The 13,615-nt window shown below is 69.1% G+C and carries 2 protein-coding genes (both running past the window's edge); both read left to right on the forward strand.

What is annotated here, in order from left to right; all coding sequences use genetic code 11:
* Positions 1-2,709 carry the end of a non-ribosomal peptide synthetase gene (locus tag M2157_RS46795; RefSeq protein WP_280868519.1) on the forward strand. Its footprint begins 3,687 nt before the window's first position, so 2,709 of the gene's 6,396 nt are visible here — the last part of the coding sequence; its start codon lies beyond the left edge, outside the window; its stop codon occupies positions 2,707-2,709.
* Positions 2,706-13,615: the 5' portion of a non-ribosomal peptide synthase/polyketide synthase gene (locus tag M2157_RS46800; protein ID WP_280868520.1), read on the forward strand. The gene runs 13,495 nt beyond the window's last position; only the first 10,910 of its 24,405 coding nucleotides appear in the window; the start codon lies at positions 2,706-2,708; its stop codon lies beyond the right edge, outside the window. Before M2157_RS46795 ends, M2157_RS46800 begins: the two co-directional genes overlap by 4 nt.

Here is a 13,615-nt window from a genome sequence, read left to right on the forward strand (position 1 = left end):
CACGAACTCTCCACGCTGTACGACGCCCTGCGCGCCGGCGAACCGGACCCGCTGCCGCCGCTGCCGGTGCAGTACGCCGACTTCGCGGCCTGGCAGCGGCAATGGCTCGACGGGGACGTCATGAACGGCCATTTGGCCTATTGGCAGGAGCAGTTGGCGAACCTGTCGGCACTGGAACTGCCGACCGACCGCCCCCGCCCACCCGTGCGGTCCTCAAAGGGTGCGGCGGTCGGCTTCTCCGCACCCCAGCAGACCGCGGCCGCCTTGCGGGCGCTGTCACGCAAGAACGGAGTGACGTTGCAGATGACCCTGCTGGCCGGGCTCAGCATGCTGCTGGGGCGGTACACCGGGTCGGAGGACGTGGTGGTGGGCACGCCGGTGGCGAACCGGAACCGTGCCGAGACGGAGGATCTGATCGGGTTCTTCGTGAACACGCTGGTGATGCGGACGGACCTGTCCGGCGACCCGACCTTCCGCGAACTGCTGGGGCGGGTGCGGAAGACGGCTCTGGCCGCGTATGCCCATCAGGACCTGCCCTTCGAACAGTTGGTGGACGCGCTGGTAGTGGAGCGGGACCGGTCGCGCACGCCGTTGTTCCAGGTGTTCTTCAACTACACCCCGCAAGACCCCGAGGACAGTACGGACATTGACGAGCCCGACTCCCGGCTGGACGTGCTCGCTGCGCCCTCAATGAACTTCGACCTGGCGGTGGCGGTGGGAGACAGCCATGGCGGGCTGGAGGGGGAGATCGAGTACAGCACGGCGTTGTTCGACGCTGGGACCGTGGAGCGGTTGTCGGGTCATCTGGTGCGGCTGTTGGAGGCGGTGGCGGAGGATGCGGGGCGGCGGGTTGGTGAGCTTCCTGTGCTGTCCGTTGATGAGCGTGAGCGGGTGGTGCGGGGCTGGAACGGCGCCCAGGCCGCTCTGCCGTCGGTGGGTGGGGTGCATGAGCTGATCGCTGCGCGTGCGACGGAGGCTCCGGATGCGGTGGCGGTGGTGTCCGGTGGGCGGGTGCTGACGTACGGCGGGTTGGTGGCGCGGGCGAGTCGGCTGGCGCATGTGCTGCGGGGCCGGGGTGTTGGTGCGGAGTCGGTGGTGGGGCTGTGTCTGCCTCGCGGTGTCGACATGGTGGTGGCGGTGCTGGGGGTGTGGCTGGCGGGTGGTGCGTATCTGCCGTTGGATCCTGAGTATCCGGTGGAGCGGCTGGAGTTCATGGTCGCCGACAGCGGGGCGCAGGTGGTTCTCCGTGAAGGTGATCTGGCGTTTTCGGAGGATCTGCCGTCGGCGGCTCCCGACAATGCCGTAACGCCGGGCCAGTTGGCGTATGTGATCTATACGTCGGGTTCGACGGGCCGCCCCAAGGGTGTGCAGGTGTCTCACGGCAGTGTGGTGGGCATGGTGACGGCCCTGGGTCCCGAGCTCGGTGTGGACCCCGGGGTTCGGGTGTTGCAGTTCGCGTCTTTCAGTTTTGATGCGGCGGTGCTGGATGTTGCTGTGACCCTGGCTCATGGCGGCACGTTGGTGGTGGCGACCGCGGAGGAGCGGGCGGAGCCCGAGGTTTTGACGTCCATGATCTGCGCGGAGGGTGTGGGTGCGGCAAGTGTCGTGCCGTCGCTGCTGGGTGTGCTGGACCCCGAGCAGGTGTCCGGTATCGAGACGCTGTTGCTGGGGGCGGAGCGGCTGACGGAGCAGGTGGCGCGGGCGTGGGCTCCGGGTCGTCGTCTGGTGAACACCTACGGTCCGACCGAAGCGACCGTGATGGTCACCGCGGGCGCGGTTGACGGAGTGGGGCTGCCCCCCATCGGTGCCCCGGTCGCCAATGCGCGCCTGTACGTGCTTGACGACCGGCTGGAGCCGGTTCCGGTGGGTGTGGTGGGCGAGGTGTTCATCGCAGGCCCCCAGGTCGCCCGCGGCTATGCCGGCCGCCCCGCCCTGACCGCGGAACGCTTCATCCCCGACCCCTTCGGCGCCGACGGCTCTCGTATGTACCGTTCGGGCGACCGGGCCCGCTGGCTCCCCGATGGCCGGCTGGACTTTGTGGGCCGGGCCGACCAGCAGGTCAAGGTCCGCGGGTTCCGGATCGAACCGGGCGAGATCGAAGCCGTACTGGCGGACCATCCGCGCGTGCGATCGGCCGTCGTGGTCCCCTTCGGCGACGAGGACGACCGCAGGCTGGGCGCCTACCTCGTTCCCGAGGACGCGGCGGAGGGCATTCCGCCGGTTGTGGAAATTCGCACGTACGCCGGCGCTCACCTGCCCGCCTTCATGATCCCGTCCGTCTTCACCGAGCTGGCAGCCCTGCCCCTGACCCCCAACGGCAAGCTCGACCACTCGGCGCTCCCCGCCCCTGACGGCGGGCGGGCGGGACTGGACGAGTTCGTGGCGCCGTCCGGCGACGCCGAGGAGGCGCTGGCGAGGCTCTGGGCGCAGTTGCTCGGCAGCGAGCGGGTCGGGGCCACGGACAACTTCTTCGAACTGGGTGGGCACTCACTGCTCGCCACCCAGGTGATCTCCCGCATCCGGGAGATCTTCGAACTCGACATCCCCCTGGCCGCACTGTTCGACCAACCGACCGTGCGCGGTCTGGCCGAGGTGGTCGAGGAGCGGATCTGGTACGAGATCGAGCACATGTCAGAGGCCGAAGTGCTCCAGAACCTGGACCCTCGCGCGCGGGGTGCAGAGTCTGACGAGAACGGGGTTTCCTCATGAGCAACTCCCCTGCGGAGCTTCTGGCGGAGCTGGAGAGCAAAGGTGTGCGCTTCGGCCTCACCGACGGCCGACTGCGGGTCTTCGCACCCAAGGGCGTCCTCACGGAGGAATTCCGGAGCCGGCTCCGGGAGTGCCGTGACGAGATCCGGAACCTGGTGGCCGAGCGCCGCTCCGCCCGTGACGCCGGTCAGCCCCCGGCCATCACGGCGGCAGACCGCCCCCAGCGCCTGCCGCTGTCGTTCGCGCAGCAGCGCCTGTGGTTCCTGGACCAGCTCGATCCTGGCTCGGTCGAGTACAACGTGCCGATGCCGGTACGGCTCGGCGGACCGCTCGACGTGGCCGCGCTGGGCGCTGCGCTCGACGCGGTCGTGGCACGCCACGAGGTGCTGCGGACCCGCCTGGTGGCCGATCCGGACGGCGTGCCCCACCAGGTGGTCGACCTCCCCGCGCCGGGTGCGCTGCCACTGGCCGACGTGTCCGCCGCGTCCGACCGCGGGGCGGCCGCCTGGGCCCTGATGTCCGCGGACGCGGCCTTGCCGTTCAGCCTGGCGGACGGCCCGTTGATCCGTGCCCTGCTGATCCGGCTGGCTCCCGACGAGCACGTACTGGCCCTGTCGATGCACCACGTGGTGTTCGACGAGTGGTCCAAGCAGGTCTTTCGGCGTGAGCTGTCAGAGCTGTACGAGGCGTTCCGGGCCGGTCGGCCGGACCCGTTGCCGCCACTGGAGGTGCAGTACGCCGACTTCGCCCTCTGGCAGCGCCAGTGGCTGGAAGGGGAGGTACTGGAGGGGCAACTGTCCTACTGGCGCGACAAGTTGGCCGATGCGCCCGTGCTGGAGCTGCCCATCGACCGGACTCGGCCGGCCGTGTGGTCGCCGGCCGGTGCGGCGATTCGCTTCACGGTGCCCGAACGGACCGCGGACGCCTTGCGCGCCTTGTCCCGCCGTCGCGGCACGACCATGTTCATGACCCTGCTGGCCGCGTTCGACGTCCTGCTCGGCCGGTATGCGGGCACGGACGACGTGGTCGTGGGCACACCGGTCGCGAACCGGAACCGTGCCGAGACGGAGCAGTTGATCGGTTTCTTCATCAACACCCTGGTGATGCGGACGGACCTGTCCGGCGACCCGTCCTTCGACGAACTCCTCGGCCGCGTACGCGACACGGCGCTGGACGCCTACGCCCATCAGGATCTGCCGTTCGAGCAGTTGGTGGACGCGCTCGTCACCGACCGGGACCGCTCCCGCAGCCCCCTGTTCCAGGTGCTCTTCAACTACTTCACGGAGACCGGAACCGACGCGGGTCGCCGGGGCCGCCCGGACGGCTCCGAAGCAGCCAACGGGCTGTCCGTCAGCACGGTGGAAGAGGACGTGGTCGCGAAGTTCGACCTGCGGCTGATGCTCACTGACCACGGCCGGGAGCTCACCGGGATCATCGAATACGGCACGGCGTTGTTCGAGGCGTCGACTGTACAGCGGATGGCACGCCATCTGGTGGCCGTCCTGGACGCCGTGGCGACCGACCCCGAGCAGCACGTCGGCGACTTGCGGCTGCTGAGTGCCGACGAGGAAGACCTGCTGCTGCACGCTTGGAACGACTCCGTCCGGCCGTTGCCCGAGGTGGGTGGGGTGCACGAGTTGATCGCTGCCCGGGCGGCCGAGTCTCCGCAGGCGACGGCCGTCGTGTGCGGTGAGGACTCGCTGACCTATGGGCAGTTGATGGCACGGGCCAATCAACTGGCCCACTATCTCCACGGCACAGGGGTCGGCCCCGAAACCCTCGTCGGTCTGTGCCTGCCGCGTGGTGTCGACATGGTGGTCGCGGTGCTGGCGGTGTGGCAGGCCGGTGGCGCGTATCTGCCTCTCGACCCCGAGTACCCGGCGGAGCGGCTGGCCTACATGCTGGCCGACAGCCGTGCCACGGTCCTCGTCGGCACCGAGGACATCATCGACGACCTGCCGGTGGGCCGACTGCGCACGGTGGCCCTGGACGACCCGGCCGTCCGCGCCGGCCTGGCCGCCATGCCCGTCGAGTCCCCTGGTGTGACCGTGTGTGGGGATCAGTTGGCGTATGTGATTTATACGTCGGGTTCGACGGGGCGGCCGAAGGGTGTGTTGGTTGGGCATGGTGGTGTGGTGAATCTGGCGGTGGGGCAGGGCCGGGTTTTTGGTGTGGGTGTGGGGGATGGGGTGTTGCAGTTTGCGCCGTTTGGTTTTGATGCGGCGGTGTCGGAGCTGGCGGTGACGTTGGCTGCGGGTGGGGTGTTGGTGGTGGCGTCTGCCCGGGAGCGGGTGGAGCCGGGGTTGTTGGCGGGGGTGGTGCGGGAGCGGGGGGTGCAGGTGGCGACGGTGCCGCCGTCGTTGTTGTCGGTGTTGGAGCCAGCGGCTTTGGTGGGGTTGCGGACGTTGGTGGTGGCGGGGGAGCGGTTGGGTGGTGGGTTGGCTGGGGTGTGGGGTGAGCGGTTTCGGTTGGTGAATGCGTATGGGCCGACGGAGGCGACGGTGTGCGCGAGCATGGCCGTGGTGGGGGGTGGTGTGGGGGGTGTGCCGCCGATCGGGTGGCCGTTGGACAATGTGCGGTTGTATGTGCTGGATGAGCGGTTGTGTCCTGTGCCGGTGGGTGTGGTGGGGGAGTTGTTCATCGGTGGTGTGGGGGTGGCGCGGGGGTATGGGCGTCGTGGGGCGTTGACGGGTGAGCGGTTTGTGGCTGATCCGTTTGCTGGAGCTGGTGGGCGGATGTATCGGTCGGGGGACCGGGTGCGTCGGCTGGCGGATGGTGGGCTGGAGTTCGTGGGGCGTGCCGATCAGCAGGTGAAGGTGCGTGGTTTCCGTATCGAGCTGGGTGAGATCGAGTCGGTGCTGGGGGCCTGTCCGGGGGTGCGGGCGGTGGTGGTGTCGGTGTTCGGTGAGGATGCCGAGCGTCGGCTGGTGGCGTATGTGGTGGCGGAGGACCCGGCCGAGGGCATCCCGCCGGTCGCGGACCTGCGCGCCTACGCCACCGAGCACCTACCCGACCACATGATCCCCTCGGTCTTCGCGGAGCTCGCGGAACTGCCCCTCACCACCAACGGCAAGATCGACCGGGCCGCCCTTCCGGCCCCCGACACCGCCCGCCGGCACAGCACAGGCCACGTCCCGCTGTCGAACCTGGCGGAAGAACTGCTGGCCGGCATCTGGACGCAGGTACTCGGCGTGGACCGCGTCGGCGCCACCGACGACTTCTTCGAACTCGGCGGTCATTCACTTCTCGCCACCCAGGTGGTCTCCCGGGTCCGTGAGGTCTTCGGAACCGAGATACCCCTGGCCGCGCTGTTCGACCACCCGACGGTGCGAGCCCTCGCTGCGCTGGTCGAAACGGCTGCCGCACACACCCCCGCCCCACCGATCGGGGTCGTCGGCCGGGACGAGCAGCTGCCATTGTCGTTCGCTCAGCAGCGCCTGTGGTTCCTCGACCAGATGGAGCCGGGCTCCGCGGAGTACAACGTCCCCGCACCGGTGCCGTGGTCCGGATCACTCGACGTCGAGGCGCTGGGCTCGGCGCTCAGCGCACTCGTCGCCCGGCACGAGGTCCTGCGCACCAGGCTGGTCACGGGCTCCGACGGCGTCCCGCACCAGTTGATCGACCCATCGTTGCCGTTCCCGCTCTCGGTGGTCGACGTCTCCGGGAACGCCGAGCCTCAGCGCGCCGCGCAGCAACTGATGATCGCCGACGCCATCACCCCGTTCGACCTGGCGGGCGACCCTCTCATCCGTGCCACCCTCATCCGGCTCGGGACGGACGAGCACGTGCTGGCGCTGGCCATGCACCACATCGTCTCCGACGAATGGTCGGGACAGATCCTGCGGCGCGAGCTGACGGCGCTGTACGAGGCCTTCCGCGTCGGCGGCCCCGACCCGCTGCCTCCCCTGCCCGTGCAGTACGCCGACTTCGCGGTCTGGCAGCGACAATGGCTCGACGGGGATGTCCTCGACCGGCAACTGTCCTACTGGCGCGAGAAGTTGGCCGATGCACCGGTACTGGATCTGCCCACGGACCATGCTCGCCCGGCCGTCCGGTCCTCGGCGGGCGCCGTCCGACGGTTCACTGTCCCGGCACGGACGGCGCAAGCGCTGCGCGGATTGTCACGGGACAACGGCTCGTCGATGTTCATGACGCTGCTCGCCGCGTTCGACATCCTGCTGGGTCGGTACACCGGGTCCGAGGACATCGTCGTCGGCACCCCGGTGGCCAACCGGAACCGTGCCGAGACCGAGAACCTCATCGGGTTCTTCGTCAACACCCTGGTGATGCGGACGGACCTGTCCGGCGACCCCACCTTCACCGAACTGCTGACCCGGGTACGCGAGACGGCCCTGGGCGCGTACGCCCACCAGGACCTCCCCTTCGAGCACCTGGTCGACGAACTCGTCACCGAACGGGACCGGTCGCGGACCCCGCTGTTCCAAGTGCTGTTCAGCTATGCGGCCGAGAACACAGACAGTGCGGCCGCCACCTCACCGGCCGGCGACATCACCACCACGACGGCTCTGCCTGTGAAGTTCGACCTGGCCGTGACGCTGGGAGATGCCGGCGAAGCGCTGACGGGAACGATCGAGTTCAGCACGGCGCTGTTCGACGCGGGGACTGTGGAACGGTTGTCGGGCCATCTGGTGAGGCTGCTGGAGGCGGTGGCGGAGGATGCGGGGCGGCGGGTGGGGGACCTGTCCGTGCTGTCCGGTGACGAGCGTGAGCAGCTGGTGCGGAAGTGGAACGGCGCTCCTGCCGCTCTGCCGTCGGCGGGTGGAATTCATGAGCTGATTGCCGCCCGTGCGACGGAGGCTCCGGATGCGGTGGCGGTGGTGTCCGGTGGGCGCACGTTGACGTATGGCGGGTTGGTGGCGCGGGCGAGTCGGCTGGCGCATGTGCTGCGGGGCCGGGGTGTTGGTGCGGAGTCGGTGGTGGGCCTGTGCCTGCCTCGCGGTGTCGACATGGTCGTCGCGGTACTGGGGGTGTGGCTGGCGGGCGGCACGTATCTGCCGTTGGATCCTGAGTATCCGGTGGAGCGGCTGGAGTTCATGATTGCCGACAGCGGGGCGCAGGTGGTTCTCCGTGAAGGTGATCTGGTGCTTTCGGAGGATCTGCCGTCGGCGGCTCCCGACAATGCCGTAACGCCGGGCCAGTTGGCGTATGTGATCTATACGTCGGGGTCGACGGGCCGCCCCAAGGGTGTGCAGGTGTCTCACGGCAGCGTGGTCGGCATGGTGACCGCGCTGGGCCCCGAGCTCGGTGTGGACCCCGGGGTCCGCGTGCTGCAGTTCGCCTCCTTCAGCTTCGACGCGGCGGTGCTGGACATCGCGGTGACGCTCGCTCACGGCGGCACGCTGGTGGTGGCGAGCGCGGGGGAGCGGGCGGAGCCCGAGGTGCTGACGTCCATGATCTGCGCGGAGGGTGTGGGTGCGGCCAGTGTCGTGCCGTCGCTGTTGGGTGTGCTGGACCCGCGGCAGGTGTCCGGTGTCGAGACGCTGTTGTTGGGCGCCGAGCGGCTGACGGAGCAGGTGGCGCGGGCGTGGGCTCCGGGTCGTCGTCTGGTGAACACCTACGGCCCCACGGAAGCGACCGTGATGGTCACCGCGGGCGCGGTCGACGGGTCGGAGGGTGTGCCGCCGATCGGCTCTCCGGTCGCCAACGCGCGTCTGTATGTGCTCGACGACCGGCTGGAGCCGGTTCCGGTGGGTGTGGTGGGCGAGGTGTTCATTGCCGGGCCGCAGGTGGCCCGCGGCTATGCCGGTCGCCCCGGCCTGACTGGTGAGCGTTTCCTTCCTGACCTGTTCGCTGCCGACGGCTCTCGTATGTACCGTTCGGGCGACCGGGCCCGCTGGCTTCCCGATGGCCGGCTGGACTTTGTGGGCCGGGCGGACCAGCAGGTCAAGGTCCGCGGGTTCCGGATCGAACCGGGCGAGATCGAAGCCGTACTGGTAGATCATCCGCGCGTGCGATCGGCCGTCGTGGTCCCCTTCGGCGACGAGGACGACCGTCGGCTGGTGGCCTACCTCGTTCCCGAGGTCGTGGCGGAGGGCATTCCGTCGGTTGCGGAAATTCGCATGTACGCCGGCGGTCACCTGCCCGCCTTCATGATCCCGTCCGTCTTCACCGAGCTGGCCGCCCTGCCCCTGACCCCCAACGGCAAGCTCGACCGAACCGCCCTCCCCGCCCCTGACGGTGAGCGTGCGGCATCGGCGGGCGCGTATGTGGCTCCGCGTACGGACACGGAGCGGGTCCTGGCCGAGGTGTGGGCTCAGGTGCTGGGGCTGGAGCGAGTGGGAGTCGAGGACAACTTCTTCGACGTCGGCGGCGATTCCATCATCAGCATCCGTGTCGTGGCCCGTGCCCGCGAACTCGGGGTGCACGTCACCGTGGCCCAGCTCTTCGACCACCAGACAGTGGCCGGACTGGCGTCGGTTGCGACGAGCGAGAGCGCCGTCGATGCCGAACAGGGCGTCGTGGCGGGCGAGTTCCCGTTGACACCCGTACAGCACGCTTTCTTCGCACGCGAGTTGTCCGAGCCCTGGCACTTCAACCAGTCCATGGTCCTCGACGTCTCCGAGGAGATCGATGCGTCGCTGTTGCGGATGGCCTTGCATTCCCTTGGCGAGCAGCACGATGCTCTGCGCTCCCGTTTCGTGCGCGAGGAGGGCCGTTGGGTCGGGCGCGTGGTGGCGGCCGAGCCCGCTGACCTGCTGACGGTGATCGACGCGGTCGGAGCGGGCACGGAGGTTCTGGAGGCGAGGGCCACCGAGGTACAGGCGAGTCTCGATCTGGGTGACGGGCCCTTGTGGCGTGCGGCGCTCTTCGAGCGTGGTGAGCAGGGCGATCTGCTGCTTCTCGTGGTTCATCACCTGGTCGTGGACGCGGTTTCCTGGCCGGTGCTGCTGGAGGACCTGACATCGGCGTACGAGCAGGCGGCCGGTGGGAACACGCTCGTCTTGGCGGCGAAGACGACGTCCTTCATGCGCTGGGCGGAGCGGCTGGCAGAACTCGCCGCCACCCCGGAGCTGGCCGAGGAGGCCGCGTACTGGCGCGAGACGGAAGCAGCCGCGGTGGCGGTGCCGCGTGACTTGGGCGGGCCGAACGCGGTCGGCATGGCGCGGCGGGTGAACGTGGCCCTCGGCGAGGAGTGGACGGAGCGGTTGCTGCGTGAGGTGCCGCAGGCGTTTCGCACGCAGATCAACGATGTGCTGCTCAGCGCCCTGGGGGCGGTGCTCACCGAGTGGTCCGGGGAACCCTCGGTGGTTGTGGATGTCGAGGGTCACGGTCGCGAGGACGTGGGCGCCGATGTCGACGTGTCGCGGACGGTGGGTTGGTTCACGAGCGTGCATCCGGTGGTCCTGTCGGGGCTGTCCGATGGGGGCCTGGGCGACCTGCTGCGGGGGACGAAGGAGTATCTGCGGGCGGTGCCGCGCAAGGGCTTGGGCTACGGCCTGCTGCGGTACCTGACCGACGGGACTCCCGCGCCGGACCCTGGTGCCGAGGTCAGCTTCAACTACCTCGGCCAGTCCGGCGGCCGGACCACTGCCGACCCCGATGGAATTCCGAACGGCGCCGAACAAAGCCGTCCGTTCCGGCAGCTGCCTGGCGTACTGGGCGACCTGGAGTCACCGCACAACGAGCGCCCGTACCTGCTCGACGTCAACTGCCTGATCACAGACGGCCGCCTGGACATGGTGTGGACGTACGGCGGTGAGGTGCACGAGGAGGAGACGGTACGGCGGCTTGCGCAGCGCTACGTCGAGATCCTGACCGATCTGATCGGGTACTGCTGCCGTCCTGAGGTGGGCGGCCACACGCCGTCGGACTTCCCGCTGGCCCACCTCCACCAGGCCGCCCTCGACCACATCGAGGCACAGCTGCCAACCTCCGTGGAGGACATCTATCCGCTGACCGCCTTGCAGCAGGGCATGCTCTTCCACACTCGGCTGTCCGACGAGGCCGGCATGTACTGGGTGCAGAACGGGCTCCTCTTCGAGGGAGAACTGGACCTCGACGCGCTCAGGCGGGCGTGGGAGGTGGTGTTCTCTCGGCACGAGGTGCTGCGCAGCACGGTGGTGTGGGAGGGGATCCCTGACCCGTTGGCGGTGGTCTCCCGGTCCGTGCCCCTGCCCCTGCGGGTTCTGGACTTCTCGTCCCTGGGCGAGGAGGAGCGGCGCCGGGCACACGACGAGTTCTTGGCAGAAGACTGGGCGCGAGGGGCCGACTTCACCCAACCGACGTTGGTCCGGCTGACCCTGGTGCGGCTCGCCGACGACCGGCACCAGCTGGTGTGGAGCTTCCATCACCTTTTGCTGGACGGGTGGAGTGTGCCCATCATTCTGAGCGAGATGCTGGAGGCGTACCACGCCTTCCGGGAGGGAACCGAACCGCGACCGGCGGCACGCGCGCCGTTCCGGGACTTCGCCGCGTGGGTGGCAGACCAGGACCTGGACGAGGCTCGCGCCTACTGGCGCGGGCGTCTGGCCGGTTTCACCGAGGTCACTTCTCTGGAAGTGCGGAACGTCGGAGGCGAGCCGGGGCAGGAGGAAATCCATCTGGAGCTCCCGCCCTCGGTGGCGGTGGCGGGTCTGGCGGAGTTCGCCCGTCGTCACCGGCTCACGGTCAACACCGTGGTACAGGGTGCCTGGGCGCTGGTGCTGTCCTTGTACGCCGGCTCCGACGACGTGGTTTTCGGAGTGACCTCGTCCGGCAGGGGTGGCCAGATCGACGGCATGGACGACATGGTCGGACTGCTGATCAACACCACCCCGGTCCGCATCCATGTCGACCGGGAACGATCGGTGACCGACTGGTTGACCGGTCTGCAGGACGAGCAGGTCCGAGCTCGTCAGTACGAGCACACACCACTGCTGACGATCAGCGAGAGCAGCGAACTGCCCCCAGGGCAGGCCCTGTTCGACACGCTCTTCGTCTTCGAGAACTACCCCGTCCAGGCGCTCGAGGAAGGCCAGGAGGACTCCGCCCGGAGCGGCTTGCGCACCGGCTTCAACCACGTGCGCGAACAAGGCAGTTACGCCCTCAGCGTGGCCGCCAGCTACGCCCGCGAACTCGCGCTGCGGCTGACGTACGACCGGGCGCGGTTCGATGCCGACACGGTGCAGCGGTTGGCTGGGCATCTCGTCACCGTGTTGGAGGCGGTGGCGGAGGATGCGGGGCGGCGGGTTGGTGAGCTTCCTGTGCTGTCCGTTGACGAGCGTGAGCGGGTGATGCGGGGATCGAGCGGCGCCCAGGCCGCTCTGCCGTCGGTGGGTGGGGTGCATGAGCTGATCGCTGCGCGTGCGACGGAGGCTCCGGATGCGGTGGCGGTGGTGTCCGGTGGGCGGGTGCTGACGTACGGCGGGCTGGTGGCGCGGGCGAGTCGGCTGGCGCATGTGCTGCGGGGCCGGGGTGTCGGTGCGGAGTCGGTGGTGGGCCTGTGTCTGCCTCGCGGTGTCGACATGGTCGTCGCGGTGCTGGGGGTGTGGCTGGCGGGCGGCACGTATCTGCCGTTGGATCCTGAGTATCCGGTGGAGCGGCTGGAGTTCATGGTCGCCGACAGCGGGGCGCAGGTGGTTCTCCGTGAAGGTGATCTGGCATTTTCGGAGGATCTGCCGTCGACGGCTCCCGACAATGCCGTAACGCCGGGCCAGTTGGCGTATGTGATCTATACGTCGGGGTCGACGGGCCGCCCCAAGGGCGTGCAGGTGTCTCACGGCAGTGTGGTCGGCATGGTGACGGCCCTGGGTCCCGAGCTCGGTGTGGACCCCGGGGTTCGGGTGCTGCAGTTCGCGTCTTTCAGCTTCGATGCGGCGGTGCTGGACATCGCGGTGACGCTCGCTCACGGCGGCACGTTGGTGGTGGCGAGCGCGGGGGAGCGGGCGGAGCCCGAGGTGCTGACGTCCATGATCTGCGCGGAGGGTGTGGGTGCGGCCAGTGTCGTGCCGTCGCTGCTGGGCGTGCTGGACCCGCGGCAGGTGCCCGGGATCGAGACGCTGTTGCTGGGGGCGGAGCGGCTGACGGAGCAGGTCGCGCGGGCGTGGGCTCCGGGTCGTCGTCTGGTGAACACCTACGGTCCGACCGAGGCGACGGTGATGGTCACCGCGGGTGCGGTCGACGGGTCGGAGGGTGTGCCGCCGATCGGCTTGCCGGTCGCCAACGCGCGCCTGTACGTCCTGGACACCTCCTTGCATCCGGTCCCCGTGGGTGTGGTGGGCGAGGTGTTCATCGCAGGCCCCCAGGTGGCCCGCGGCTATGCCGGTCGCCCCGGCCTGACTGGTGAGCGTTTCCTTCCTGACCTGTTCGCTGCCGACGGCTCTCGTATGTACCGTTCGGGCGACCGGGCCCGCTGGCTCCCCGATGGCCGGCTGGACTTTGTGGGCCGGGCGGACCAGCAGGTCAAGGTCCGCGGGTTCCGGATCGAACCGGGCGAGATCGAATCCGTCCTGACCACGCATCCCCGGATCCGTACCGCCGTCGTGGTCCCCTTCGGCGACGAGGACGACCGCCGGCTGGCGGCCTACCTCGTTCCCGAGGACGCGGCCGAAGGCATCCCGACCGTCACCGACCTTCGCACCTACGCAGGCGCTCACCTGCCCGCCTTCATGATCCCGTCCGTCTTCACCGAGCTGGCCGCCCTGCCCCTCACCCCCAACGGCAAGCTCGACCGAACCGCCCTCCCCGCCCCTGACAGCGCAGGCATCGGTGCGGAGGAATTCGTCCCACCGGTGGGTCCCACGGAGGAACTGCTCGCAGACCTCTGGACCCGCATCCTGGGAGTGGACCGAGTCGGCGCGACCGATGGCTTCTTCGAATTGGGTGGGCATTCGCTGCTGGCCACGCGAGTGATGTCCGGTATTCGAGAGGTGTTCGGCGTCGAGCTGCCGTTGGCCGCGCTGTTCGA

Source organism: Streptomyces sp. SAI-127 (assembly GCF_029894425.1).
Classification (GTDB): Bacteria; Actinomycetota; Actinomycetes; order Streptomycetales; family Streptomycetaceae; genus Streptomyces.